The following is a 26825-nucleotide window of genomic DNA, read 5'->3' on the forward strand; positions in this document are numbered from 1 at the left end:
GGGACTAGAGAATGAATTTTGGACAGTTCTTTTCCATCTTGCGTGCGCGCTGGATGGTGGCCGCTTTTGTATTCGGCCTCACGATCGTCACCACCCTGGTCGTCAGCCTCTTGCTGCCGAAGTCTTACACCGCCGTTGCTTCCGTGGTGCTGGACGTCAAGCCCGATCCCTTGTCGGCGGTGATGTACCAAGGCGCCGCCAACCCCAGTTTCATGGCCACGCAGGTGGATGTGATTCGCAGTGACCGCGTCGCCCGACGCGTGGTGCAGAACCTCAAGCTCACAGAGAACCCGCAAATTCGGGATCAGTGGACGACCGAGACTCGCGGCCAGGGCGATATCGTTCAGTGGCTCAGCGACAGCTTCCAGAAGAACATGGAAGTGGTGCCGTCGCGCGAGTCCAACGTCATCATGATTTCCTACAAGGCGCCAGAGCCGCGATTTGCAGCCGGCCTTGCCAATGCCTTTGTGCAGGCTTACCTGCAAACGGCTCTTGACCTGCGCGTCGAACCGGCGCGCCAGTACGCCACCTTCTTCGAAGAGCGTGTCAAGGAGGCCGGTGGCCGCCTGGAGTCCGCGCAAGCCAAGATGTCGGCGTTCCAAAAGGAAAAAGGCATCGTGGCCACCGACGAGCGGCTGGATATCGAGAACGCCCGCTTGAGCGAACTGTCTTCGCAGTTGGTGGGTCTGCAGGCCTTGGCTTCGGATTCAACCAGTCGCCAGGCTCAGGTTGCAGGTTCCGCTGAAGGCATGCAGGAAGTGCTGCAGAACTCCGTCATTTCCAATATCAAGTCGGATCTGAGCCGTTCCGAGGCCCGTTTGCAGGAGCTCAGTGCTCGCCTGGGCGACAAACACCCCCAGGTGCTCGAGTCCAAGGCCAGCATCACCGAAATGCGCGCGCGCATGGACGCCGAAGTCAAGCGAGTGACCGGCGGTGTGGGTGTGACCAGCGCCATCAATCGCCAGCGCGTGGCCGAACTTCGCAACGCCTTGGACGCTCAGCGCGACAAGGTCTTGCGGATGAAAGAGGTCCGTGACGAAGGTGCCGTGCTGGTCCGTGATGTCGAAAGCGCCCAACGCGCTTACGACCAGATTCTGGCTCGCCAAAGCCAGACCAGCCTGGAAAGCCAGGCCACACAAAGCAATATCTCGATCCTCACGCAGGCATCTCCTCCGCTGGAGCCCTCGTCGCCCAAGATTCTGCTCAACACGCTGTTGGCCGTGTTTGTCGGCGGCTTGTTGGCGATGGGTCTGGCTCTGGTGCTCGAGTTGCTGGATCGCCGAGTTCGCTCTGTGGAAGACGTGACGAGCTCACTGGGTTTGCCCGTGCTTGGCGTTTTGCCTAAGCAAGGCTCCAAGTCGCGTTTCGGCAAGCATGCGGCCCTCAGCATGCGTCAGCGCCTGCTGACCGGCAATGGTGGTGCGGCTGCCAAAGGGGCCTGAGATGAACACCGTACCCCTCACTCCTATTCCCGACCAATCCGAACCTATGAACAGCAATGCGGGCACTTCGGTGCGAGACCGGTCCATCGGCGATCTGATTCGTGATGCGAGCAGCCTCACTGCCGAAGAGGTCGAGCGGGTACTGAAGTACCAGCGCGAGCGTGGTGTGCGCTTCGGCGAAGCCGCCATCGCCTTGGGTTTGGCGACCGAAGAGGATGTGCTGCAGGCTTTGGCCAAGCAGTTTCACTATCCCTATGCGACCACGGAAAACAGCCGCAAGAATCCGGAGTTGGTGACACTCAACGAGCCGTTCTCTGCGCAGGCCGAAGCTTTCCGTGCGATTCGCAGTCAGGTCACGATGCGCGCATTTGCGGATCCTGATGCCCGCCATGCCTTGGCTGTCATCAGTGCCGATCAGGGCGATGGGAAGACCTACTTTGCTGCCAACCTGGCAGTTTCGCTCGCCCAGTTGGGCGGTCGCACTTTGTTGATCGATGCCGACTTGCGCGGCCCTCGCCAACATGAGGTGTTCGGCTTGGGCAACAACGCCGGCCTCTCCACCATCTTGTCCGGTCGTGCTGAGAGCGATGTGTTCCTGCAGATCAACGGCGTCCCCAGCCTTTACGTGCTGCCGGCCGGCCCGACGCCGCCGAACCCGCTGGAGCTGGTTGAACGCCCAGCCTTTGGGCTGCTCATGCGCGAGCTGTGCAAGAAGTTTGACCATGTCATTGTCGACACGCCGGCGTCGATCTTGGGCGCAGACGCATCCGTGATTGGTACACGTTGTGGCGCGGCCTTGCTGGTGGCGCGCAAGAACGCCTCGCGCATTGGCGGCTTGCAAGATCTGCTGGCCAGCATTACCGACACACGCGTGCAACTGACCGGCGTGGTCATGAACGAATATTGAGAGCATGACTTCGCGGTCAGCAACAGCCATGACGGATACGGTGATAGACAGCAAGAGGCTGCTTCCTGCTCGGGTGGACCTGCCTGCCATGGCCATTCTGGCATTGGCGTTCCTGGCGCTTTATTTGCCGAGCTACTGGACCCTGTCCAGGACGGTGTGGCCGACCGATGAGCAAGGGCATGGTCCCATCATTCTGGCGGTCAGCATCTGGCTTCTGTTCCAGAAGCGGCACGAGCTGGCGGCGGTGCTTGCCAGCCCCTCGAACGGTGTCGGCGGCGCCCTGCTCGCGTTCGGCCTGCTGTTGTATGCATTTGGCCGTTCACAGGCCATCTTGCTGCTGGAAGTCGGTTCGCAGATACCGGTGTTGGTGGCGCTGATCCTGATCTTCAAGGGTCGCACGGCCTTGCGGCTGGCCTGGTTCCCGCTTTTTTTCCTGCTGTTCATGGTGCCGCTGCCCGAAGCGCTGGTCTCTGCGGTCACCGGCCCCCTGAAATCTGCGGTGTCGGCTGTGGCCGGTTCGCTCCTGTATTCGGCCGGCTACCCGGTCGGCCGCGCCGGTGTGATGCTCACGGTGGGCCAGTATCAGTTGCTCGTTGCTGATGCCTGCGCGGGCTTGAACAGCATGTTCACGCTAGAGGCGCTGGGCCTGCTCTACATGAACCTCATGAAGTACAAGTCGGTGGCGCGCAATATCACCCTGGCCGTGCTGCTGATCCCGATCTCGTTTGCTGCCAACATCATTCGCGTGATGATTCTGGTGCTGGTCACGTATCACTTTGGCGATGAGGCTGGCCAGGGCTTCATTCATGGCTTTGCCGGCATGGTGTTGTTCATGGTGGCGCTGACCTTGATGCTGGTCGTGGATAACTCGGTGGGCCGACTCATGGAACCCAAAGTCAAGGAGTCCGCCAAGTGACGGCTCATGCAATGAAGCGGCTTCGCATCAAGAGCTTGTTGGTCGCGGCCGCCATGGTCGGGGCGGTTGGTGCGGCTTATGTGGCCACGCCGCGCATCCACATGGCCGACCAAGGTCCGAAGCTCGAACTGGAGACCGCCTTCCCCAAGCAGTTTGGCGACTGGCGTTTGGACACGGCGATGCCGGTGGTCCTGCCTTCGCCTGATGTGCAGGCGGTGCTCAACAAGATCTACAACCAGGTCCTCAGCCGCAGCTACGTCAACAGCAAGGGCGAGCGGGTGATGCTGTCGGTGGCCTACGGTGGCGACCAATCTGACGGCACTCGTGCGCACCGACCCGAGGTCTGCTACCCGGCTCAGGGTTTTCAGATGATCAGCAACACCACGGCCAGCTATCCCATTGCCGGCCAGCAGTTGCCAGTGCGTACCCTGGTGGCCAAGTTGGGGGGGCGCGTTGAGCCCATCAGCTACTGGGTGGTGGTGGGTGAGGAACTGGCGCTGAGCGGCTCCGAGCAGAAGCTGGCCCAGTTGCGCTACGGTGTGCGTGGCCTGATTCCCGACGGTTTGCTGATGCGCGTCTCGACCATTGGCAACGATGCGCCTGCAGCCTACAAGGTTCACCAGCAATTTCTCAGCGATCTCCATGCCGTGATCCAACCGGCACTGAAGGCGCGAGTCTTCGGCCAGGTGGGTCGGGCCTGATCCGCCGGACGTTTGAATTTCCGAGGACTGAGAGCTTGCGATACCTTCCCTTTGCCGCGCCGCGCCGCAGCACCTTGCTGCTGCTTGCCGGGCTGTTGTTGCTCGGCCTGGGTTCGGTTTTTATCGGCTTGCTGATCGCGCTCGGTGGCGTCTATGTGGCGGCGCTGGTCACAGCCGTGGTGCTGTTCGCCGCCGGTCTGGTGCTGCCAACCCGGCTGCTCTTCTATTTGATCGTGCTGATCATCTACGTGGCGGTTGGGCAGCTGCAGTATTTCGCGCGTATCGACAAGGCGTTCTGGATCCCCTACCTGCTCGGCCTGTTCTTGTATCTGCGCCTGCTGGCCCAGCAAATCAATCAGCCACGGGCCCAGGGCGGCGAGCGGCAGGGGCGCAGCGGGGCGGGAGCGCTGGCCGCCTGTGGTTTGTTCATCGTCACGGCGGCCGTTTCTTCGGTGCTCAGCGTGGTCGAGCCGCTGCAGTGGCTGGTCGCAGGCAAGGAGTACTTCTTTCTCTGGAGTATCTTGCTGGCCTTCTTGTTGCGGGCCGTCGAACCCGATGACTTCGACCAGTTGCTCAGTTGGGTGCCATGGTTTCTGGCTTTGCAGATCCCGGCAGTGCTCTACCAGCGTTTCGTGGTCGTGCCCGGTCGCAGCGGTGATTCGGTGTTCGATGCCGTGGTCGGCCTGTTCGGCGGTGACCCGCAGTCCGGCGGTGCCAGCGGCGCGATGGCGGTGTTCTCCCTGGTGATCACCGGCTTCATGTTGCAGGGCTGGCGTTCGGGGCGTCTGTCAACACAGCGTGCCCTGGGCACGGTGGTGTTGGCCTTGGCACCTTTGCTGCTGGCGGAAGTCAAGATTTTGCTGGTGTTGTTGCCTGTGGTGCTGGTGCAGGTTTTCGGCGCCGATCTGCTGCGCCGGCCGCTGCAAGCCCTGGCGGCCTTGCTGGCTGGGGTGGTGCTGATGGTGGCCACCTTGTGGGCCTATCAAACGCAGTTCACCAGCGATCGAACGGCCCAGGGCAAGAGCCTTGCGGGCTATGTCGAGGTGATGATCGAGCGCAACAGCGATGTCACCCAGATCAGCCGTTATGGCGAAATGGGCCGCATCGCCGCGCTCAACCTGTGGTGGCGCGAGCAGCATGCCGGAGACCCGACCGGCTTCTTGATCGGTCACGGCCTGGGCTCCACCCGCGTGGGTGGGCTGGTGGTTGGTGAGTTGGCGAAGAAGTTCCATTTCCGCCCCGGGCGGTCGACCTTGGCCGTCTATTTGTGGGAGACCGGCGTCCTGGGTACTTGTGCGCTGCTCTTCGGGCTCTTGGGTGTGGTGCAACTGGGCTGGCGTATGGCACGCCAACCGGCGCGGCAGGAGCAGGCCTGGTTTCTGCGCGGGGCTGCCGGGGGGCTGCTGCTGATCGTCCTGGCCTTCCCCTACAACACCGACTTTGTCGAGGTCTCCCAGATCCAGGTGCTGGCCCTGCTGTTGATGGGCTACATCATTGCCCGCGCGCGCCAGCCCGCTTCCTCTGCCGCAGCGGCGGGGAAGGCGACGGTCCCGGCCGCGAAATGAGCGAGTTGCCCATGCCCTCGGTCGCCCCGGGTGCGGCAGACCGTGGCTTGCTGTCCATCGTCATCAAGGCCTACAACGAAGAAGCCAAGATCGCCCAGGCCTTGCAGTCGGCGCTGGCTGCCGCTGCAGAGATCGCCCCCTTGCGCCTCGAGGTGGTTTTGGCAGATTCCTGCTCCCAGGACCGGACGGTGGACATTGCCCGTGGATTCCCGGTGCGCATCGTGCAATTTGAGAACCCCGCACAGCGCAGCTGCGGCGCCGGCGTGCAACTCGGCTACGCTGCCTCGCGCGGCGAGTGGGTCTACCTGATGGACGGCGATATGAGCCTGTCTCCTGGCTTTCTCCAGGACGCTCTGGCTTGCTTGCGGCTTGATCCTGGTTTGGCCGGCGTCGGCGGAGCGGTGGTTGATGAACGAATTTCCAATGGGTTCGACTTGATTCGTGTCCGCAATCGAAGCGGATCAAGAGACGGCGAGCATCCCTGGCTCGAAGGCGGCGGGCTCTACCGACGAGCTGCCATTGACAGTGCAGGGGGCTATGCCGCCGACATCAATCTCAAAGGGTACGAAGAGGCCGAACTCGGATTGCGCCTCGGAGCCGCCGGTTGGCGCCTGCGCAGGCTGGCACGAGAGGCTGTGCGGCATGTCGGCCATGACGCGGATACTTTCACCCTGCTGCGCCGCCACTGGGCCAGTGGCCGGGCGTTTTCGGCCGGTGTGATGTTGCGCCAGGCGCTGGGCCGGCCTTGGCTGGCGCGGGCGCTGTACCTGCACCGCCATCCGCTCGCGCTCGGACTGTGGTGGTTGCTGTTGCCCGGGCTGGTGTTTTTGGGGCCGTTCGCCTTGGCGCTCTGGCTGGGCGCCGGCCTTGCCGTGGCGCTGTCGCTGGCGGTGGTCAAGCGCAGCCTGCGTCATGCCGGCGTGTCGCTGTTCAGCTGGCACTACGCCTTGGCCGCCATTGCGCGTGGTTGGTTTGAGCCGCGCCGTGACCCCACGGTGCCGCTGCCTGCTCGCGAGATTGCGCGGCCGCCGGGCCGGCCCTCACCGTGCTCCACATGATGGGCGAGGGCTTCTACAGCAAGCAGCGCGCGCGTCGTTCGCTCTGGCATTTTTTGGCCGGCAAGGTGCTCGCCGCTGCTGCGGGCCTGTTCTGGTTGATCTGGCTGGTGCGCCATGCTGAGGCCGCCGACTATGGCGGTTATGTCGCTGGGCTGGCCTTGGTTGAGGTTTTCTATCTCGTCACCGGCTTTGGCTTGTCTACGCGAGCCCAGCGCTATGTGGCCGAGTGGCGACTGCGGGCCCCGCTTGCGCAGTTCCAGCGCTTTGTCTTGCGCCTGTTGTCGCAGCGCCTGGCCGTGGCCTTGCTCGGTGCGGCGCTGCTGGCCTTGTTCGCCACCCCGCTGCTCGCTCGTGTGGGCCTGGTGCTCGGCGTGAACGCACAAGCTGCGTTGCTGCTCTGGCTGGTGGCCGGCAGTGTGACGCGGCAGCTTGATGAGATCTTCCCCTCCCTGCTCATGCAGGCCGCCAGCCAAGGCCTGAGCCTCTTGGCCAATCTGGCTCGTCTGGCGGCGGCCTTGGTCTGGTCCATGCACGGGCAACTGCCTGGCCTGTCCCAATTGCTCTGGCTGGAAGGCCTGGCGGCGCTGCTGCTGGCTCTGACCGGGCTGTTGTGGCTGGTGCTGGCCTTGCGACGCGATGCGCGCGCGCGCGCAGCAGACGGGGCCGCCGATCTGGCTCCGCCTTATGGCAATGCAGAGCGCCGCCGCGTGGAGCTGCGCCTGTATCTGGTGCAGCTGATGGGCCAGGCCTGGAGTGGCAATGCCGCCCGCCTGCTGCTGACCCACTTGGCCGGTGCGGCGCAGGCTGCGCTGCTGGGCTTTGCCGGCAGCCTTGCCGACACCCTGCGCAACTACCTGCCGGCCTATTTGCTCGCACCCTGGTTGCGCCCGCTGATGGTTGCCAACTGGACGCAGCAAGGACGGATGGAGCCCTTGGCCCGGGTGGCCAATGCGCAGCTCAAGCTCTCGTTCCTGGTGCTGGCGCCGCTCTTGGCCTATCTGCCTCAGCGCGGCGATGAGCTGGCCGCCTGGTTGAGCAAGGGGCGCTATGGAGACGGAATGGGCCTCCTGCTTGGCATGTTGATGCTGTGGTTGCTGTTGCAGTGTGCCCATGTGCTGCTGAGCATCGTCACTGCCACGGTCGAGCGTACCGGCGCCAACCTCCTGGCCACCTTGCTGGGCTGTTTGTTCCTGCCGGCGGCCTTGTGGCTGCCCTTGCAAGCATGGGGCCTGCCGGTGGGGGCGACTCTGGTTGCCATGCTTTGCGTGGCCGAACTGTTCTGGGTGCTGCTGGTCGGCGCGGCCTTGCGCCGTGCTGGTCTGGCTCTGCCCTGGGACTGGCGAGGCCTGGGCAAGCTGCTGGTGGCCTGCTTGCTGGCCGCAGCCAGCGTTGCCGTGCTGCCGCCCTTGCCGGGTGCGGCCACCGTGCTGGCTTTGCTGCTGTCCTGCCTGCTTGTGCTGGCAGTGGCGGTGTTCCTCAAGCCGCTCACAGAAGCTGAGCGCGCACTGCTGGCGGCCGTACTGCCACGACGCTTTCTGATCGTTTGACCGCCATGAAAACCTTGCTGCTCCGCCTGTTGCCTCGCTCCGCATTTCTTGCCCTGCGCCGCCGCTGGCGCGCTCTGCGCGACACCTGGCGCCTGATGCGCGCGACCACCTATGACGGCCTGCGCTACTGGCATGGAAGTGGCTTGGTCCGGCACTCGCAGGACTCCCTCCAGGCACATATCCTGAAGAGCTTTCACCGGGTCGAAAAGGGCCTGGCCCTGCCGCAGCCTCGGCCGGGCTTTGGCAGCGATGCCATCGCGCTGCTCTGTGAGGATTTGCAAGCCTGGCTCGAGCGCTACCCCGCCGACTGGAGCACCCATGCCGCGCTGACGACTTTGGATGCCTATCTCGCCTTCAACCGCGGCCACGGCCAAGCCATGGAGGCCTTGGAGCAGACCGTGGCGCGGCTGAAGCTGCGGGCCGGCCCGGTGCCCGAGCAGGGTGCGGAGGGCGGGCTGTTGGAGCGTAGGCGTGAAGAGGTCTGGGCCGCTGCGCGCCTGCCCTTTGAAGAGTTCCTGCGCACCCGCCACAGCGTGCGTCAGTTTGAAGCCCGGCCGGTCGAGGCAAAGCTCATTGAGCAGGCCGCGACCATGGCCCGATTTGCGCCCTCGGTGTGCAACCGCTCGAGCGGCCGTGTCTACTGGGTGTCCGACGCCAAGCGGGCGCAAGCGCTGCTGCGCCACCAGAACGGCAACCGGGGGTTTGCTGACACCGCCGGCGCATTGCTGGTTGTCACAGCGCGGCAATCGAACTTCCATACCGTGGGCGAGCGTTACCAGGCCTGGATCGACGGTGGCTTGTTTGGCATGACTCTGGTCTACGCATTGCATGCCTTAGGCCTTGGCAGTTGTTGCCTGAACTGGAGCGTGGAGCCCGACGTTGACCGTGCGTTCAAGCGCGAGGCGGGCATTCCCGCCGACGATGCGGTGATCATGCTGCTGGCCGTTGGCCATCTGCGCGAGACCTTCAGCGTGGCGCGCAGCGAGCGCCGACCTTTGCATGAGGTGCTGGTGCGCCTCTGACCCTGAACTCCTAGTTAGAAGATTCCATGAACATCTACCTCACCGGCCAGAACAACTTTGGCAATCGCGGCTGCGAGGCGCTGGTGCGCTCGACACTGACCGTCCTGCGCCAAGCTGATGGGCAGGCCCGGGTGCTGGTGCCTTCGGCTGACCTGCCGCGCGACCGCGCCCAGTGGCCTCAGGCCGAGCAGCAAGGCGCGAAGTTTGTGCCGGTGCCGGCCTTGCCGCGTCGTTTCGCCCACTGGAACCGTGTGGTGTCGCGTCTGCCGGCGTTGGCGGCCCTGCCGTGGCCGCGCCTGCCTGCGGGGGATCCGATCCGTGCGCAGTTGCGCGACTGCGACATGCTGCTGTCGATCGGCGGCGACAACTACTCCCTCGACTACGACCTGGGCTCGCTGGCCTACTTTGTGGCCATCGCCGAGGCTGCCCTGGAGATGGGCAAACCAGCGCTGCTGTGGGGGGCGTCCGCCGGCCCGTTCAGCCGCCTTCCGGCCGTTGAGCGCCATATGGCCGAGCACCTGAAGCGCCTCAGTGCCGTGACGGTGCGTGAGACCCACACCCATGCCTATCTGAGAGGCTTGGGCTTGAAAGACAACCTGCACCTGGTGGCGGACTCGGCATTCCTGCTCGGGCGGGAGGCGGTGGCGCGCGAGGGTTTCTGGCCCGAGGGGGAGGACGGTGTGCTGGGGCTGAACCTCAGCCCGCTGGTGGATGGCGTGCGCAAGCGGGCCGGCGCGTCCAGCGAGTTGGTGGACGAGGCGGTGCGCTTTGTCGAGGGGGTGGTGGCTCACACGCGCCTCGGTGTGCTGCTGGTGCCTCATGTGGCGCCCCTGGACGGCTCGACCTTCAACAACGACGAGATCTACCTGGCGCAATTGCAGCAGCGATTGCAGTCGCTCGGCGGACGCGTGCGCAGCGTGCCCGGCGGCATGAACGGCTGCCAGCTCAAGGACGTGATCGCCGGTTGCCGCTATTTCATCGGCGCCCGCACGCACGCCACGATTGCTGCCTTGAGCAGCGGCGTGCCGACCGTGTCGATCGCCTACAGCATCAAGGCGCGCGGCATCAACCTCGACCTGTTTGATCACGAGGACCATGTGCTGGACACGCGCAAGGTGGATGCGCAGAGCCTGCAGCAGGCCCTGGATGGTTTGGTGCACCAGGAGGCGGCGATTCGTGCCCATCTTGCCGAGCGTCTGCCGGAGTGGCGCAAGCGGGCAGCGCGCGGCGCCGATCTTGTTAACGCTTTGTTGAAAGATTGATCGCGGTCTTGAAGCGCTATGTAGTCATGATCGGCACGGACCTGCGAGCCCCTGGCGGTATGACGGCCGTGGCTCAGTCCTATCTGGACGAAGGCCTGGCAGAGCGCTGGTCGCTGCGTTATTTGGCGAGCTTTCACCAGGCCCGCCTGGGCGACAAGCTGTGGTGCGCTTTGCGCACCCTGCTTCAGCTGTTGGGGCTGCTGCTGCGTGGCCAGGTGGCCGGGGTGCATGCGCATGTGGCCGCGCGCGGCAGCTTCTGGCGCAAGGGCAGTTACCTGCTCTTGGCTCGCGCCTTTGGCGTGCCGACCTTGTTGCATCTGCACGATGGTTCTTTCCCGGCCTGGTACGCCAGCCGCAGGCCCGTCCCTCAGTGGGTGGTGCGCTGCTTGCTGCGCAGCGCCAGCCGCGTGGCCTGCCTGAGTGAAGGATGGGCAGAGCAAGTGGCCCGAATCGAGCCGAATGCGCGCTATGTGGTCTTGCCTAACCCGGTGATGCTGCCGACGCCCGCGCAGTGGCTGGGCCGTCAGGTGCGAACCGGCGAATTGCTGTTCCTCGGCCGGCTGTGGCCCGAGAAGGGCGTGCCCGAGTTGTTGCAAGCCGCAGCGCAGTTGGCGGGTGAGGGCCTGGAGTTCCGGCTGGTGTGCGCCGGCGATGGCGACCACGCGGCGGTGCTCCAGGAGGCTGAGCGCCTGGGATTGGCTGATCGCCTGGAACTGCCGGGTTGGGTGTCGGGTGAGCGCAAGCAGGCCTTGCTGGCGCGCGCTGCCGTGTTTGTGCTGCCTTCGCATTTTGAGGGGGTACCGATCGGCATGCTGGAGGCCATGGCCTGGGGGATGCCGGTGGTGGCGACCCGGGTTGGCGGCATCCCCGAGACTTTGGGTCCGCACGCGGGTTGGCTGCTGGAGAAGGGCGATGTGCAGGCTCTGGCGGCGGCGCTGCGTGAAGCTTTGAGTGAGCCCGCTGCTGCAGCTGCGCGTGGCAACCACGGGCGCGAGCGGGCGCTGCAGCGGCATGCGCCGGCGCTGGTGTTGCAGCGGCTGGAAACGCTGTATGAAGATTTGGGTCTGGCAGCGCGTGGTGCGCGCCGCTCTGGCTGAGCAATAAGGACAACGGGCATGTGTGGTCTGGTGGGTTTGGTTGGGATAGGCGGCGAGGCGGCGGAGCTGCAGGCGCAGGCGCAGGCCATGGCCGACGCGCTGCGACACCGCGGGCCGGATGATCAAGGCCTCTGGGTCGATGAGAACGGGCCTGTGGCCCTGGGACACCGGCGTCTGGCGATCGTTGACTTGAGCCCGCTGGGGCATCAGCCCATGCAGAGTGCCGATGGGCGCTTTGTGCTGGTGTTCAACGGCGAAATCTATAACTTCCAAGCTTTGCGTGCTGAGCTGGTCGCTTTGGGCTATCCGTTCCGCTCACGCAGCGACACCGAGGTCATGCTGGCCGGTTTCATGCACTGGGGCCGGGAGGCGACATTGCAGCGCTTGGCTGGCATGTTCGCGCTGGCGCTTTGGGATCGACAGGAGCGCAGCCTGCTGCTGGCGCGAGACCGCTTGGGCAAGAAGCCGCTGTATGTGGCGCGTCGGGGCGCGGGGCTGGCTTTTGCGTCGGAGCTCAAGGCGCTGTGGACTTTGCCGGGTTTCGCCCCGCAGGTGTCGGCGGAGGCCGTCGAGGGGTTTTTCCGTTACGGCTATGTGGCAGACAACCTCTGTGTTTTCGAGGGTTGCTTCAAGCTACAGCCCGGGGAGTGGCTGTTGTGGCGCGCGAACGCTGCCGAGCAGCGTGGGCGTTTCTGGAACCTGGCCGAGACGGTGCGCCAGGGGCAGGGTGCGCGCATCGGCTCGCTGGAAGAAGCCAAGCGGGGCCTGGAGGAGGTGCTGGCCCTGGCCACGAGCGAGCGCATGGTGGCCGACGTGCCCTTGGGCGCTTTCCTGTCCGGCGGCATCGATTCGGGTTTGGTGGTGTCGCAGATGCAGCGGGCCGGCCTGGGGCAGACGCGCAGCTTCTCGATTGCCTTCGAGGAGGCCAGCCACAACGAGGCGCCGGTCGCTGCCGCCGTCGCGCGGCACCTGGGCTGCGCGCACACGGAGTTGCTGGTGTCGCAAGGCGATGCGCTGGCGCTGGTGCCGCAGTTGGCCGAGATCTTTGATGAACCGTTTGCCGATGCGTCAATGATCCCGACCACGCTGCTTTCTCGGCTGGCGCGCCAGCATGTGACCGTGGCGCTGACGGGTGATGGAGGGGACGAAGCTTTCGGCGGTTACCTTCGCTATCGCGGCGAGGACGGGGCCGTGGGTGCGCTGCTTGGCCTGCCGATGCCGCTGCGGCAATTGCTCGCTGCTGCGCTTGATGCCCCGTCGGCTGCGCGCTGGGAGCAACTGGCGCGTTGGCTGCCGGCGCACAAGCGCCCGCGCTTTTTAGGCCAAAAGGTTCACAAGCTGACGCGAGCGCTGCGCTGCAGCGATGTTGACGCACGGGCACGTTTGTTCCTGACCTTGTGGACGGAGGGGCAGCCGCTGCGACATCCTCCTGGCGGGCAGAGTGAGCTGCAGCTCAGCTCACCGTCGGAGCTGGGCCTGCTCGGAAGCGAACGCATGCAGTACTGGGAAACGGGGCATTACCTGAGCGGAGACTTGCTCGTGAAGATGGACCGGGCCACGATGTCCGCTTCGCTGGAAGCTCGCAGCCCCTTGCTCGACCACCGTGTGGTCGCTTTCGCTTGGCGCTTGCAGGCCGAGTTGAAGGCTGGACCTCACATGCTCAAGCGGGTGCTGCGCGAGTTGCTCTTCGAACGCGTGCCGCGCGAGTTGATTGACCTGCCCAAGCAGGGGTTTTCGGTGCCGCTGGGGCCATGGCTTTTGCAAGAGTTGCGGCCCTGGGCTGAATCGCAATGGGACTATGTCCGCACTGAGCTTGGCGAATGGCTGGACGCGGACCGGGTGTCGGCTTGTTGGCAAGCTCACCAGCGCGGTGCTCCGGGGCAGGTGGACCGCCTCTGGGCGGTGCTGATGTTCGCCGCTTGGCACCAGCGCTGGCTTCGGGCAGGGAGAGGCGCATGAAAGCGCGCAAACGTGTGTTGTGCGTGGCTTCGGGCGGTGGGCACTGGGTGCAACTGCTGCGGCTGCGCGAGGCTTGGGCGTCGCACGAGGCGACCTATGTCTCGGTGCAGCCGGAGTATGCGCAGGAGGTGGCCGGCGCACGTTTTCACTGCATTCAGGACGCGACTCGCTGGGATCGTTTGAAGCTGTTGTGGATGGTGCTTCAGCTCGCTTTGATCGTGCTTCGCGTGCGCCCGCATGTGGTGATCACCACAGGCGCAGCACCGGGTGTGGCGGCGCTGAAGTTGGGGAAGTGGCTGGGGGCGCGCACGGTGTGGATCGATTCCATCGCCAATGTGGAACAGCTGTCGATGTCGGGCAGCAAGGTGGCTGGCTTTGCCGACCTCTGGCTGACTCAGTGGCCACAACTGGCACGCCCTGAGGGCCCGCGCCATGAAGGAGCTGTGCTGTGATCTTCATTACCGTGGGCTCGCAAATGCCGTTTGATCGCTTGGTGCAAGCCGTGGACGCCTGGGCTGCCAAGCACCCGGAAGTTCCTGTGCTTGCCCAGGTGGGGCGTGGCGCGGCGCCGACGCAGCATGTCCAGCGTCATGAGGTGCTGGAGCCGACTGCCTTTCGGCGCTGTGTGCAGGATGCGTCGCTGCTGGTGGCTCATGCGGGCATGGGCAGTGTGCTGACGGGCCTGGAACTGGGCAAGCCGATGCTGCTGCTGCCTCGCCTAGGAGAATTGCGTGAGACCCGCAATGACCATCAGGTGGCGACGCTGAAATGGCTGCAGGGCAAGCCTGGCGTGCATGCAGCCTTCGATGTGCCGGCGCTGTTGGCGGCCTTGGACCGTTGGCAAGAATTGGCGGCAGGCAAGGGCGAAACTGCCGAACCCTCAGCCGCGCAACACCGCCTGGTGGCGGCGCTGCGAGACTTCATCGACGCCGATTGAGGCGAGCGTTACTTCAGAGCACCATCGCACGCAAGGTGGATTCGTTGTACCGGCCGTTCGGGTCCTGAACGGTCACAGCGTGGCGCAAGTGAATGGTGCGAACCGGCGCTTTGGGGTCCCAGGTGTTCAAGTTGAGCCAATGGTAGAAGCCCAGCTTGGCGAAAGGCAGGGCCGGGCTGTTGATGCCCAATGCGCCGCGCCGATCAAACAGCTTGGTGCCATTGCGCCAGACGCTCATGTAGGGGGCGTCTTTCTCGAAGGGTGAGATTCGAGCCTTGACGACGAAGTGCATCCAACGATCGGTGGCCACCACGGAATCGCGCCAAGGCGTAACCAAGGTGGTGTTTTGGGCACTGGGCACGGCACTGGCGCTGTAGCGGTTCTCAATGCGCAGGCGTCCGTCCTTGACCAGCAGGGAGAAAATGGGGACTCCGTCGACATGCCATTGCGCCAGCAACTGGTCGTCGCCGGTGGTGACGGCGCCTTCGACGATGCGTATGGCAAAAGCAAACCAGAAGTCAGAGCCAACAGGAAGCGCTGTGCTACCCGCACCCGGAGCCAGCACTTCGCAGCGCTTGGCGCCGCTGGTCAGCACATCATCTTTATGCACACGCATGGCAAAGACCTTGCGTGTCGGGTTCAGCGTGTCGGGCACAAGACCGAAGCGCTGGGTGCTGCCGTCGGGCAGGCGCGTGCCATGAATGCCGTTGGGTAAGAACCGGGCCCAATTGCCATACTGGCCGTAGCAGTTGATGCCGGACCAGTTTGCCGCGCTCTGGTTGCTGGCGTCGCCATCGAGCTCGGATGCCACATCGCCTTTGCTGATTGACATCAGATTCGTCAGGGGTTGCTGTGCCAAGGCGGCCTGCGCCACAAGCTCAGGGCTGACCACGATGCTGGTCCCGGCGGTGCCGCTCGTGTTGGCCGGTGTGGGGCTTGGGCTTGGGCTGGCTGCAGCAACGGAGACTGAAGGGGCTGCGCTGGTCGTGCTCGGCAGATTGAGCAGGCGTTGATCGAATTGCAGCGCATCTCGCCCGTTGACGAGCACGCTGATTTGCGTTCCGTTCTGAGAGATTTGCATCGGCATGTTTCGGCAGCCCTCGCGCAACACGGTCAGATGAGCGAACTCCCTGCTTCGCGTCAGCGCGGTGAAGCGACCACGGGCTGGAGCGGGTTGCGTGACTTCGGGGGCGACTTCCCAGGTGGACGCCTGAGTAAATTGGCTCGCCGGGCCGTGCCGGTCCAGGCACACCGAGGCAGCACCGTTGCTGGCGCGCACGGTGCTGGCGTCCGCAACAAAGGCGTTGGGCGAGTGGTAGTTGAGCTCCCACTGTCGTGGTGTGGCGCTGGTGGCCCAGTCATAGACGAAGGTGAGGCCGTTGGCCTTGTCCATGACCACCGTGCGAACGGCATTGCTGAGCAGCGGCGCCCAGGTGTTGCGCGACGCGTCCCAGGCGCGGTAGGCGCTGGTGGCGTCACCCGTGACGGCGGCATAGTTGCCCGTACTTTGGGTACGAATCAGGGCTCCACCAGTGTCCATCGAGGCGAGCGGGTCGTTCGGGCGAGCCGCGGTGCTTTCGGCTTGGCCGATTCCACCGTCGAAAGTCAGCGTGTTCTTGAAACGCGCAGCGCGCGTGTTGCGATGGTGCGGGCTGCCGGCGAAAGGCATGGTGCCAGATCCAACGAGCAGTGGCTGACCTTGCGAGACATACACAAGGGCATTCTGCTCGGCTTGCGCGGCACCGTAGGCACCAAAGCGGCTGCTGCGGAAATAGACCGAACTGCGGTCAGGGCGCCGAATGTCACTGTGCATGGCAGCGAGGCCGGCTTGGCTGGAGAACCAGTCGTTGGCCAGAGACGCGCTGCCGCTCGGCAATGGGTTGTTTCTGACCCCCAGCAGCAAGAGCTGCCAGATGCTGGCGTCGGCCGGGTTGCTGATGTTGGTCGGCTTGGCCTGCCAGTACCACACCGACGCCAGGTCACGCCCTTGCTGCGCATGCAGACGCAGCGCCGCAATGTGACGGTCGTACAGATTCCGGATCTCCGCTGCATCACCGAAGGCAGATTGCAGCGGCTGGCTTGGCGGAGTGAAGGCGATCAGTTGTTCCGCACTGCGCCGCAGCACGGACAAGTCGTACAGATTAACGCCGGAAACCGTGCGGACCGCGGCGGCCATCGAAGTGGCGGCCGCAAACTGCTCCCAGGCCTGGGCAATGGCCGGGCCTTGGTTGCCGTCATAGCCCCAGGTGTAGAGACTGTGGCGGTTCAATTCCCAGGCATTGGCCAGCAGTGTGGGGGCCTCGGGGAAACCGGGCAGTCCTACGCTGAGCAGCAGCGCTTGCGTGATCTGGCGCAGGCTCAGCAGGCTGGCCGCAGCGTAGGGTTCGCGGTCCAGCAGGGAAAGAGCCGCGCTCCCTTGCATCAGGCGAACACGCAGTGGAGCGGTGACTTGGCTGCGCTCGGCGGCGCTGAGATCGTTCCAGAGCAGATCCAGGCCCTCTGCCAAAGCAAGGGCCACTTCCCGATTGGCCTCGCTGGCGCTGGTTTCGCCGCTGAAAGTGCTGGGTGTCCAAGCAGCCAGTGCGAGCAGTCGGCGCTTTGCTGCAGTGAGGTGGTTGGCATTGCTGTCCAGCCTCCCAATGACGCCTAGGGCTTCAATGGCGGCACGTTCGCCGCGCGCGAGCTGCACCAGGCTGGCCAGAGATTGCGCTTTCGCCAGTGCCGTAGCGCCGACGATGGCGCCGGGTGCAGCCGGCGGGGCCGCTGCTGCGGCCGCCGTGGCCCGACTGCGCAGTAGGTTCAGGGCGGGCAGGTGTTCGGCTTGCAGGGCCGCAGTGCGCAAGGCTGCGAAGCTGCTGCCTGCTGCCAGCATCCGCGGCCGGGGGCGTACCGACACCTGGGCGGCCAATTGGGTGCCATCCAACAAGTCCTGGGCGCGCACCTGGCCGTCACCGGCGCTGACCTTGAAGCTGCGCCATTGGGTGGTCTGAGCCACTCCGTTGGAAGCGGTGTACGTGACAGCCCATTCGTAGTCTGCCGGGGCAAGTGGCTGCCCCAGTCGAACCCGCGGTTCAGTCAGCCCCGAGCGCGTCAACACGCCAGCACCGCCAGCCAAGCGAAGGTTCAGCGTATAGGTCGACCCGGTCTGGCGATTGCGGGGGTCGCCCCAAGCAATCAGCGGTGCTCCCACATGCTGACTGCAGTGAGCTGGTTCGATGCGCCGGTGCTCGGATGGCAGAAGCGAAAGCCAGTCGCTGCTCAATCCAGCACAGGTGCTGGGGCCTGCAGACGGTGGCTCGTTGTTCAGCACGTCCACCTGCACCTGTGGGTCCTTGAGTTGCTGACAAGCGACCAGAAGGATTGAGGCTGCGCACACCAGGCTCTTGACGAGGGTGGAACGGTTCGGCTGCATTGAGCGTCTCCAAGGTGGGCTCTTATTATTGTTCCGCACGGACCTGGCGAGTGAGCGGTATTTGCTCGAACTCGTCGTTGCGGTGAATAAATGCCTATGTAGAGCCGGAACGCCGGCAGCTCATCTGGAGGCCAAGTGTTGCAGGAGCATCAAGCTCCCGCTGAGTTGCTGCCCTAGCGCGCCTTGTTTGCTTGGGGGGACTCTGCCGAAGACGACTTGCTGCTCAGGCCCCGAGGCGGGTGGCCAGAATGTCGACGATGCGCTCGGCCGACTTGCCGTCCCACAGGGCCGGGCGGCGGCCGCGCTTGCCGCCGTTCTTCAGGGTGTCCAGCGCCAGAGGGATGATGACGGCGGGGTCGGTGCCGGCGAGGACATTGCTGCCCTCGTCCACGGTGATGGGGCGCTCGGTGTTTTCGCGCATGGTGATGCAGGGCACGCCCAGGGCGGTGGTTTCTTCCTGCAGGCCGCCGCTGTCGGTCAGCACCAGGGCGGCATCCTTCCACAGGTGCAGGAAGGACATGTAGGCCTGCGGGCCCATCAGGGTGACGTTGGCGCCCAGTTGCAGGCCGAACTTCTCGATGTTGGAACGGGTGCGCGGGTGCACCGGGAAGACCAGGGGGATCTCGGCCGAGACGGTGCGCAGCACGCTGGCAATGCGCTCCAGGGCTTCGGCGCTGTCGACATTGCTGGGGCGGTGCAGGGTGACCACACCGTAGCGCGCATGCTGGCGCTTGTAGGCATCGCTTTCCAGCACCGAGGTGTCCTGGGTCTTGAGCTTCTCGGCCTGGAACAGGACGTTGTCCACCATCACATGGCCGACGTCGTAGACGGTGCTCATGTCCTTGCCTTCGCGCTGCAGATGCTGGGTGCCGCTGGGCTCGGTGACGAAGTACCAGTCGCTGATGGCATCGGTGACCAAGCGGTTGATCTCCTCGGGCATGGACATATCGCCGCTGCGCAGGCCGGCTTCGACGTGCGCGACCGGGATGCCGGCCTTCTTGGCGACGATGGAGCAGGCCAGGGTCGAGTTGACATCACCGACGACCAGACAGGCGGCCGGCTTCTCTGCCGCACACAGGCTTTCATAGGCCAGCATGATCTTGCCGGTCTGGTCGGCGTGCGTGCCGCCACCGCAGCCCAGGCGCACATCGGGCGTCGGGATGCCGAGCTCTTCGAAGAAGACATCGTTCATGTCGCGGTCGTAGTGCTGGCCGGTGTGGATGATCTTCCAGGCCAGGCGGCCGTCGGCCTGCAGCGCGCGCACGATGGGCGCGATCTTCATGAAATTGGGGCGGGCGCCGGCAATCAGGTGGATGCAGGGCAGGGCGGGGCTGGTGGTCATGGGGTGGCGTCTCGCTGGAGATGGGTGGCCAGACGGTCGTCGCCTCAAGGAGGCTTCGGGCATGGCAAGTGCGGGCGATTCTAGGGGCAGCATGTAAGCGGTCCGTGTGCGATATGGCCTCGCCTGGCATTGCGACTCCCCGACATGGGTGGTCTTGGTGATTTTTGCCGCTGCGGCGCCAGGGCTGTTGCGGAACCGAAGGCGCTTGTCAGCGAGAATGCGCGCAGCAAACCGGGCGCCCATTGCGGTGGAGGGCACGGTAGAGCTGAAGCGAGAGGCTTTGGCTTGGCCCCTGAACCAGGAGATTCTGTGAAAGTACTCGTCACCGGCGCGGCCGGCTTCATCGGCATGCATGTCAGCCAGATCCTTTTGGCGCGTGGCGACCAGGTGGTCGGCCTGGACAATCTCAACGACTACTACGACCCCCAGCTCAAGCACAACCGCCTGGCCCGCTTGACTCCCAAGCCCGGCTTCGAGTTCGTGCAGATGGATGTGGCCGACCGGCCTGGCATCGAAAAGCTGTTCAAGGACCACAAATTCGACCGCGTCGTCCACCTGGCCGCTCAGGCCGGGGTGCGTTACTCGATCGAGAACCCGCACGCCTACATCGACAGCAATATCGTCGGCTTCACCAACATCCTGGAAGGCTGCCGCCACAACGAGGTGCAGCACCTGGCCTATGCCTCCAGCTCGAGCGTCTATGGCGGCAACACCTTGATGCCCTTCTCGGAGCACCACAGCGTTGACCATCCGGTCAGCCTGTATGCCGCGACCAAGAAGGCCAATGAGCTGATGGCTCACACCTACAGCCACCTGTTCCGTCTGCCGACCACGGGCCTGCGCTTCTTCACCGTCTACGGCCCCTGGGGCCGGCCGGACATGGCCTTGTTCCTGTTCACCAAGGCCATCATCGAAGGCAAGCCCATCAATGTCTTCAACCACGGCCAGATGATCCGTGACTTCACCTATGTGGACGACATCGCCGAAGGCGTGGTGCGTGTGCTGGACCGCGCAGCCACACCCGAGCCTGGCTACGACTCGGACAAGAGCGACCCGGCGCACTCGAACGCGCCTTACCGCATCTTCAATATCGGCAACCATGCGCCGATCCAGCTGATGGCTTTCATCGAGGCGATCGAGAAGGCGGTGGGCCGCGAGGCGATCAAGAACTTCATGCCTCTGCAGGACGGCGATGTGCCGGCCACCCATGCCGACGTTGAAGAGCTGGCCGCCTGGACCCAGTTCCGCCCGGCCATGCCGGTGCCGGACGGTGTGACCAAGTTCGTCGCCTGGTACCGCGACTATTACAAGGTCTGACCTCCGGACCTGCCGGCCTGAGTGCTGAGCAGCGCCGCGCCGAGAACGCCAGCCCGCCCGCTTCACTGCCGGCGGGCTTTTTTCTGATCCCCCGCCAAACGGCTCATCAGACCTTCATATTCAGCGGTTAAAACTTGGGCCTTGGCGCTACGCTCTGTCTGCGACGCTTGGTCTTGCTCCTACTGCACAAGAAAGCCACTGAATGAAAGTCACCGCCATCGGCACCGGTTATGTGGGTCTGGTCACGGGCGCCTGCCTGGCCGAGATGGGCAACCATGTGGTCTGCCTGGATGTGAACGCAGAAAAGATCCGCATCCTCAATGAGGGGCAGATCCCCATCCATGAGCCCGGGCTGCTGGAGATCGTGCGCCGCAATGTGGCGGCCGGCCGCCTGCAGTTCACCACCGATGTGGATCAGGCCGTCAACCACGGCACCATCATGTTCATCGGCGTGGGCACGCCGCCTGATGAAGACGGCTCGGCCGACCTGCAGTATGTGTTGGCGGCGGCGCGCTCGATCGGCCAGCGCATGACCGATTACAAGGTCATCGTCGACAAGAGCACGGTGCCGGTGGGCACGGCCGACCGGGTGCGAGCGGCCGTGGCCGAAGAGCTGGCCAAGCGCGGTTCGACGCTCAACTTCTCGGTCGTCTCCAACCCGGAATTCCTGAAGGAGGGCGCGGCGGTCGAGGACTTCATGAAGCCCGACCGCATCATCGTCGGCTCGGACGACGAGCAGGCCACGCTCTTCATGCGGGCGCTGTACTCGCCCTTCACGCGCAACCATGACCGCATGATCGTCATGGACCTGCGCAGCGCCGAGTTCACCAAGTACGCCGCCAATGCCATGCTGGCCACGCGCATCAGTTTCATGAACGAGCTGGCGCTGCTGGCCGAGCGAGTCGGTGCTGACATCGAGTTGGTGCGCCGCGGCATCGGCTCGGATCCGCGCATCGGTTACAGCTTTCTCTATGCCGGCGCCGGTTATGGCGGTTCCTGCTTTCCCAAGGATGTCAAAGCCTTGATCCGCGCTGCCGAAGGCGAGGGCATCCCACTGCGGGTGCTGACGGCGGTCGAGTCGGCCAACGAACGCCAGAAGCTCTTGCTGGTGGACAAGGTGGTAGAGCGCTTTGGCGCCGATCTGGTGGGCCGGCATTTCGCGCTCTGGGGCCTGGCTTTCAAGCCCAACACCGACGATATGCGCGAGGCACCGGCCCTGGTGATCGTGCAGGAGTTGTTGAAGCGCGGCGCCAGCCTGGCGGCCTATGACCCGGTTGCCATGCCGGAGGCACAGCGTTTGCTGGGTCACCTGGACGGTCTGCGTTTCTGCGACAGCGCCGAAGCCGCCCTGAGCGGCGCCGATGCCCTGCTGCTGGTGACCGAGTGGAAGGAATTCCGTACGCCTGATTTCGACGGCATCAAGAGCGCGCTGAAACAGCCGGTGGTCTTTGATGGCCGCAACCAGTGGGAGCCCGCCCTGATGCAGGCCATGGGCCTGGAGCACCACGGCATCGGCCGGGGCGGCAAAGCGCTGTAGCCGCCGCTCAGTCGAAATGCTTGGCGTCCACCAGCAGCGGCGCCTTCAAGTCCTTCTCCGCCAGCAAGGGCGCCACGCCCAGTTCCGGCCATTGGATGCCGATCGCCGGGTCATCCCAGCGCACCGAACCCTCGGCCTGCGGGGCGTAGGTGTCGGTGGTCTTGTAGAGGAAGTCTGCCGTCTCGCTCAGCACCAGGAAGCCATGGGCGAAGCCCGGCGGGACCCAGAGCTGGCGATGGTTGTCTGCGCTCAGTTCGACACCAGCCCATCGGCCGAAGTTGGGGCTTGAGCGACGTAGATCCACGGCGACATCGAAAACCGCGCCGGAGACGCAGCGCACCAGCTTGCCCTGGGCATGCGGTGGCAGCTGGTAGTGCAGGCCACGCAGCACGCCGCGGCTTGAGCGCGAGTGGTTGTCCTGCACAAAGCGCACGGGCTGGCCCACGGCTTCGTTGAAGACTTTTTCGCTCCAGCTCTCGGTGAAGAAGCCGCGGGCATCACCGAAGACACGCGGTTCGATGATGAGGACGTCGGGCAGGGAGGTCGCGGTGATCTTCATCAGAACGCCTTTTCAGTCAGGAGCTTCTGCAGGTACTGGCCGTAACCGTTCTTGGCGAGCGGCTGGGCCAGGGCTGCCAGTTGCTCGGCCGAGATCCAGCCCGAGCGGAAGGCAATTTCCTCCGGGCAGGAGACCTTCAGGCCTTGGCGTCGTTCCAGGGTGGCAATGAACTGGCCGGCTTCCAGCAGGCTGTCGTGGGTGCCGGTATCCAGCCAGGCATAACCGCGACCCATCATCTCGACTTGCAGCTGGTTTTGCCTCAGGTACTGGGCATTGACGTCGGTGATTTCGAGTTCGCCACGCGGGCTGGGCTTGATGGCCGCGGCGATATCACACACTTGCTCGTCATAGAAATACAAGCCGGTCACCGCGTAATTGCTTTTCGGCACCTTGGGTTTTTCTTCGATGGACAAGGCCTTCTGCTGCCCGTCGAATTCGACCACGCCGTAGCGCTCCGGGTCGGTCACGTGATAGGCGAACACAGTGGCACCTGTGTCGGTGTGATTGGCGTGGTTCAGCAGGCCTTGGAAGTCATGGCCGTAGAAGATGTTGTCGCCGAGCACCAAGGCGCTGGGCGCGCCGTCGATGAAGTCACGGCCGAGGATAAAGGCTTGGGCCAGGCCGTCCGGGCTGGGCTGCACGCAGTAGCTGATGTTCAGGCCCCAGCGCGCGCCGTCGCCCAGCAAGGCTTCGAAGCGCGGAATGTCCTGCGGCGTGCTGATCAACAGGATGTCGCGTATGCCGGCCAGCATCAAGGTGCTCAGCGGGTAGTACACCATGGGCTTGTCGTAGACCGGCAGCAGTTGCTTGCTCATGGCCAGGGTGGCGGGGTGCAGGCGCGTGCCGGAGCCTCCGGCGAGGATGATGCCTTTGCGGGTCTTGCTCATTGCGGCTCCTTGGGCCCTGGCGCGCATGGGCGGCCCGGCCACTGAGGGTTTAGAGGATCTCGGACAGCATGCGGTCAACGCCCTGCTGCCAGTGGGGCAGGCGAAGTCCGAAGGCCTGCTGGAGTTTGTCTGTGGCCAGACGCGAATTCAAGGGCCGGCGTGCCGGTGTCGGGTAGGCCGAGGTCGGAATGGCCTGTACCTGTTCGGCGGCGACCCGCAGTGCGGTGCCGCGGGCGCGGGCGAACTCGATCACATGGCTGGCATAGGCGTGCCAGCTGGTCGCTCCGGCGGCGACCGCGTGGTAGGTGCCGGTCAAGCTGGGATCGTTCAAGGTCGCGCGGGCCATGTGGGCGCACAAGTCGGCCAGCAGGTCGGCCCCGGTGGGCGCGCCGATCTGATCGGAGATCACGCTCAGCTGCTCTCGCTCGGCGGCCAGGCGCAACATGGTCTTGGCGAAGTTGCCGCCCCGTGCCGCATAGACCCAGCTGGTGCGCAGGATCAGGTGCTGGCAGCCGCTGGCGCGAATGGCCTCTTCACCGGCCAGCTTGCTGGCGCCATAGACGCTCAGCGGTGCGGTGACGGCTGTTTCGTCGCGGGCCTGTTCGCCGCTGCCATCGAAGACGTAATCGGTGCTGTAGTGCACGAGCAGAGCGCCGAGGCGCGCGGCCTCATCGGCCAACAGTCCAGGCGCTGTGGCATTGATTTGCTGTGCGGTGGCGCTGTCGCTCTCGGCCTTGTCCACGGCTGTGTAGGCCGCGGCATTGACGATCAGCTGCGGTGCGAGGCGCCGCACGGTGGCGCTCAGCGCCGCGCTGTCCGCCAGGTCGCCGCCCTCATGGCGATCCAGGGCAATCAGCTCACCCAAGGGGCTGAGCGCGCGCTGCAGCTCCCAGCCGACCTGGCCGTTCTTGCCCAACAGAAGGATGCGTGTCAATTCAGGCTCCGTACTGCTGCGAGACCCAGTCTCGATAGGCGCCGCTTTGCACTCGTGCGATCCATTCCGGGTGGTCAAGGTACCACTGCACCGTCTTGCGAATGCCGCTGGCAAAGGTCTCTGCCGGACGCCAGCCCAACTCGCGTTCGATCTTGCGAGCGTCGATGGCATAACGCCGATCGTGGCCGGGGCGGTCCTTGACGTAGGTGATCAGGCGGCTGTATGGGCCGGCCGGATCCGGGCGCAGCTCGTCCAGCAGGGCGCAGACGGTTTTGACGATGTCGATGTTCGCCATCTCGTTCCAGCCGCCGATGTTGTAGGTCTCGCCCAGTCGGCCGCCGGCCAGCACGGCGCGAATGGCCGCAGCATGGTCGGTGACATAGAGCCAGTCGCGGATCTGCTGACCGTCGCCGTAAACCGGCAGTGGCTTGGCGGCCAGGGCGTTGACGATCATCAGCGGGATCAGCTTCTCGGGGAAGTGATAGGGGCCGTAGTTGTTGCTGCAGTTGGTGGTCAGCACCGGCAGGCCGTAGGTGTGGTGCCAGGCGCGCACCAGATGGTCGCTGGCAGCCTTGCTGGCCGAGTAGGGGCTGTTGGGCTCGTAGGTCTTGGTCTCGGCGAAAGCCGGGTCCTGGGGCGCCAGCGAACCATAGACCTCATCGGTCGAGACATGGTGAAAGCGGAATGCCGCTTTGGCCGCGTCATCGAGGCCGGACCAGTACTGGCGGCTGGCCTCCAGCAAGGTGTAGGTGCCCTCGATATTGGTGCGCATGAAGGCACCGGGGCCACTGATCGAGCGGTCGACATGGCTTTCGGCCGCGAAATGGACCAGCGCGCGCGGTCGGCGTTCGGCCAGCAGCCGATCAACCAAGGCGCGGTCGCAGATGTCGCCCTGCACAAAGACATGGCGCGCGTCACCCTGCAGGCTGGCCAGGTTTTCCAGATTGCCGGCATAGCTCAGCAGATCGAGGTTGACGACGGCCTCGTCGCTCTGGGCCAGCCAGTCGAGCACGAAATTGCTGCCGATGAAACCGGCGCCGCCGGTGACGAGGATGGTCATGGCTTGCTCCTTCTACTGCGCGAGATCAAGCTTCAAAGGCGCCAGACGCGCAATCCAGCCGCTTCCAAGGATGTCTGGTCGAACGAGGCCTTGACGTCGATGAAGGCACCGCCTGGAATCAGCTTGGCTGTCAGGTCGGCCACACTCAGCTGCTTGTAGCTCTTGTGCGCCACGGCCGCGACGATGGCGTCGGCACGCGGCAACTCGGCCCAGCTGACCGGGCGCACACCGTATTCGTGCACGGCCTCTTCGACATCGGCATCCGGGTCGGTGACGATCACGTCCACGCCGTAGCTCTGCAGCTCGCGGATGATGTCGATGACTTTGGAGTTGCGCAGGTCGGCGCAGTCTTCCTTGAAGGTCAGGCCCAGCACATTGACCTTGGCGCCCTTGATGGCGCTGCCGCTGGCGATCATCTGCTTGATGGTCTGCTCAGCGATGAACTTGCCCATGCCGTCATTGATGCGGCGGCCGGCCAGGATGACCTGCGGGTGGTAGCCCAGCATGTCGGCCTTGTGGGTCAGGTAGTAGGGGTCGACGCCGATGCAGTGGCCGCCGACCAGGCCCGGCTTGAACTTCAGGAAGTTCCACTTGGTGCCTGCGGCTTCCAGCACCTCGGAGGTGTCGATGCCGATCTTGTCGAAGATGATGGACAGCTCGTTCATCAGCGCGATGTTCAGGTCGCGCTGGGTGTTCTCGATCACCTTGGCCGCCTCGGCCACCTTGATGCTGGCTGCGCGGTGCACGCCCGGCTTGATGATGCGCTCGTAGACCTTGGCGACGGTGTCCAGGGTGGCGGGGGTGTCGCCGGAAACGATCTTCAGGATCTTGGTCAGCGTGTGCTCTTTGTCGCCCGGGTTGATGCGCTCGGGGCTGTAGCCGACGAAGAAATCCTGCTTCCACTTCAGGCCCGACTCACGCTCCAGCACCGGGATGCAGACCTCTTCCGTGGCGCCCGGGTAGACCGTGCTCTCGTACACGACGATGGCGCCTTTTTTCATATGGCGGCCGACGCTGGTGCTGGAACCGATCAGGGGCTTGAAGTCGGGGATGTGGGCCTCGTCCACCGGCGTGGGCACGGCAACGATGATGACATCGGCTTCGGCCAGGCAGGCTGGGTCGTGGCTGTATTCAGCGTGCACGGCCAAAGCCATGTCGGCGTCGTCGAGCTCACGCGAGGGGTCGGTGCCGGCCTGGCATTTGGCGACTTTGTCTTTGGCAATGTCGAAACCGATGGTGCGGCTGTGCTTGCCGAATTCCACGACCAGGGGCAAGCCCACATAACCCAATCCGACGACGGCAATGATGCTCATGATGAATACTTGGAAAGAGGGATGAAATATTGCAGTTGCAGAAGCTGGCCC

General features: G+C 64.5%; 22 protein-coding genes. 15 read left to right on the forward strand and 7 right to left on the reverse strand.

Going from position 1 to position 26825, the window contains the following annotated elements:
- Positions 1 to 11 precede the first annotated feature (11 nt).
- The 13 genes from epsF to ACQY39_RS10105 are packed head-to-tail and all read left to right on the forward strand — an operon-like array spanning position 12 to position 14413.
- Positions 12 to 1442 (forward strand): chain length determinant protein EpsF, encoded by a 1431-nt coding sequence (gene epsF, locus ACQY39_RS10045; RefSeq protein WP_428505792.1) that lies wholly within the window; start codon positions 12 to 14, stop codon positions 1440 to 1442.
- Positions 1414 to 2349 (forward strand): polysaccharide biosynthesis tyrosine autokinase, encoded by a 936-nt coding sequence (locus tag ACQY39_RS10050; protein WP_428505794.1) that lies wholly within the window; start codon positions 1414 to 1416, stop codon positions 2347 to 2349. Before epsF ends, ACQY39_RS10050 begins: the two co-directional genes overlap by 29 nt.
- 28 nt (positions 2350 to 2377) lie before the next feature.
- Positions 2378 to 3265, forward strand: coding sequence for an exosortase B (gene xrtB / locus ACQY39_RS10055; protein WP_428505796.1), 888 nt, complete (start codon positions 2378 to 2380; stop codon positions 3263 to 3265).
- An 11-nt stretch (positions 3266 to 3276) separates the two neighbouring features.
- Entirely contained in the window at positions 3277 to 3966 is a 690-nt protein-coding gene (epsI, locus tag ACQY39_RS10060; protein WP_428505798.1) for an exosortase-associated protein EpsI, B-type, read from the forward strand.
- Between the two features lie 35 nt (positions 3967 to 4001).
- Positions 4002 to 5531 (forward strand): hypothetical protein, encoded by a 1530-nt coding sequence (locus tag ACQY39_RS10065; RefSeq protein WP_428505800.1) that lies wholly within the window; start codon positions 4002 to 4004, stop codon positions 5529 to 5531.
- A gap of 11 nt (positions 5532 to 5542) precedes the next feature.
- Positions 5543 to 6589, forward strand: coding sequence for a glycosyltransferase (locus ACQY39_RS10070; RefSeq protein ID WP_428505802.1), 1047 nt, complete (start codon positions 5543 to 5545; stop codon positions 6587 to 6589).
- On the forward strand, positions 6577 to 8136 hold the full coding sequence (locus ACQY39_RS10075) for a hypothetical protein (RefSeq protein ID WP_428505804.1): 1560 nt from the start codon (positions 6577 to 6579) through the stop codon (positions 8134 to 8136). Before ACQY39_RS10070 ends, ACQY39_RS10075 begins: the two co-directional genes overlap by 13 nt.
- 5 nt (positions 8137 to 8141) lie before the next feature.
- Entirely contained in the window at positions 8142 to 9158 is a 1017-nt protein-coding gene (locus ACQY39_RS10080; RefSeq protein WP_428505806.1) for a nitroreductase family protein, read from the forward strand.
- A 26-nt stretch (positions 9159 to 9184) separates the two neighbouring features.
- The gene (locus ACQY39_RS10085) at positions 9185 to 10420 is read left to right on the forward strand and encodes a polysaccharide pyruvyl transferase family protein (protein WP_428505808.1); all 1236 of its coding nucleotides are present in this window, start codon (positions 9185 to 9187) and stop codon (positions 10418 to 10420) included.
- 8 nt (positions 10421 to 10428) lie between these two features.
- The gene (locus tag ACQY39_RS10090; RefSeq protein ID WP_428505810.1) at positions 10429 to 11517 is read left to right on the forward strand and encodes a glycosyltransferase family 4 protein; all 1089 of its coding nucleotides are present in this window, start codon (positions 10429 to 10431) and stop codon (positions 11515 to 11517) included.
- 18 nt (positions 11518 to 11535) lie between these two features.
- The gene (asnB, locus tag ACQY39_RS10095; protein ID WP_428505812.1) at positions 11536 to 13476 is read left to right on the forward strand and encodes an asparagine synthase (glutamine-hydrolyzing); all 1941 of its coding nucleotides are present in this window, start codon (positions 11536 to 11538) and stop codon (positions 13474 to 13476) included.
- A complete protein-coding gene (locus tag ACQY39_RS10100; RefSeq protein ID WP_428505814.1) occupies positions 13473 to 13928 on the forward strand; it encodes a glycosyl transferase in 456 nt (151 codons plus the stop codon). The genes asnB and ACQY39_RS10100 overlap by 4 nt, the downstream gene beginning before the upstream one ends.
- Complete coding sequence (locus tag ACQY39_RS10105) at positions 13925 to 14413, forward strand: glycosyltransferase (protein WP_428505816.1); 489 nt, start codon at positions 13925 to 13927, stop codon at positions 14411 to 14413. Before ACQY39_RS10100 ends, ACQY39_RS10105 begins: the two co-directional genes overlap by 4 nt.
- A 13-nt stretch (positions 14414 to 14426) precedes the next feature.
- On the opposite strand, the gene ACQY39_RS10110 is transcribed toward ACQY39_RS10105, so the two are convergent.
- Positions 14427 to 17408 (reverse strand): heparin lyase I family protein, encoded by a 2982-nt coding sequence (locus ACQY39_RS10110; protein ID WP_428505818.1) that lies wholly within the window; start codon positions 17406 to 17408, stop codon positions 14427 to 14429.
- Positions 17409 to 18048: 640 nt separating this feature from the next.
- On the reverse strand, positions 18049 to 19167 hold the full coding sequence (gene wecB / locus ACQY39_RS10115; RefSeq protein WP_428505820.1) for a non-hydrolyzing UDP-N-acetylglucosamine 2-epimerase: 1119 nt from the start codon (positions 19165 to 19167) through the stop codon (positions 18049 to 18051).
- 309 nt (positions 19168 to 19476) lie between these two features.
- Here wecB and ACQY39_RS10120 point away from each other — a divergent pair, with 309 nt between their 5' ends.
- Both ACQY39_RS10120 and ACQY39_RS10125 read left to right on the forward strand, forming a co-directional pair.
- Positions 19477 to 20484, forward strand: coding sequence for an NAD-dependent epimerase (locus ACQY39_RS10120; protein ID WP_428505822.1), 1008 nt, complete (start codon positions 19477 to 19479; stop codon positions 20482 to 20484).
- Between the two features lie 202 nt (positions 20485 to 20686).
- Positions 20687 to 22021: a UDP-glucose dehydrogenase family protein gene (locus ACQY39_RS10125; protein WP_428505824.1), complete on the forward strand. Its 1335-nt coding sequence runs from the start codon at positions 20687 to 20689 to the stop codon at positions 22019 to 22021.
- Between the two features lie 7 nt (positions 22022 to 22028).
- On the opposite strand, the gene rfbC is transcribed toward ACQY39_RS10125, so the two are convergent.
- From rfbC to ACQY39_RS10150, 5 genes are read right to left on the reverse strand one after another with little or no spacing between them, the layout of a single operon-like run.
- Positions 22029 to 22580, reverse strand: coding sequence for a dTDP-4-dehydrorhamnose 3,5-epimerase (gene rfbC, locus ACQY39_RS10130; protein ID WP_428505826.1), 552 nt, complete (start codon positions 22578 to 22580; stop codon positions 22029 to 22031).
- Positions 22580 to 23467, reverse strand: a complete 888-nt coding sequence (rfbA, locus tag ACQY39_RS10135) for a glucose-1-phosphate thymidylyltransferase RfbA (RefSeq protein ID WP_428505828.1) — start codon at positions 23465 to 23467, stop codon at positions 22580 to 22582. The genes rfbC and rfbA overlap by 1 nt, the downstream gene beginning before the upstream one ends.
- Positions 23468 to 23516: 49 nt before the next feature.
- Positions 23517 to 24401: a dTDP-4-dehydrorhamnose reductase gene (rfbD, locus tag ACQY39_RS10140; RefSeq protein WP_428505830.1), complete on the reverse strand. Its 885-nt coding sequence runs from the start codon at positions 24399 to 24401 to the stop codon at positions 23517 to 23519.
- Position 24402: 1 nt separating this feature from the next.
- A complete protein-coding gene (gene rfbB / locus ACQY39_RS10145) occupies positions 24403 to 25461 on the reverse strand; it encodes a dTDP-glucose 4,6-dehydratase (protein ID WP_428505832.1) in 1059 nt (352 codons plus the stop codon).
- Between the two features lie 32 nt (positions 25462 to 25493).
- Positions 25494 to 26774, reverse strand: coding sequence for a nucleotide sugar dehydrogenase (locus ACQY39_RS10150; protein WP_428505834.1), 1281 nt, complete (start codon positions 26772 to 26774; stop codon positions 25494 to 25496).
- Positions 26775 to 26825 lie beyond the last annotated feature (51 nt).

The sequence above is a fragment of the Roseateles sp. genome, from assembly GCF_965262435.1.
Taxonomy (GTDB): domain Bacteria; phylum Pseudomonadota; class Gammaproteobacteria; order Burkholderiales; family Burkholderiaceae_C; genus Paucibacter_A.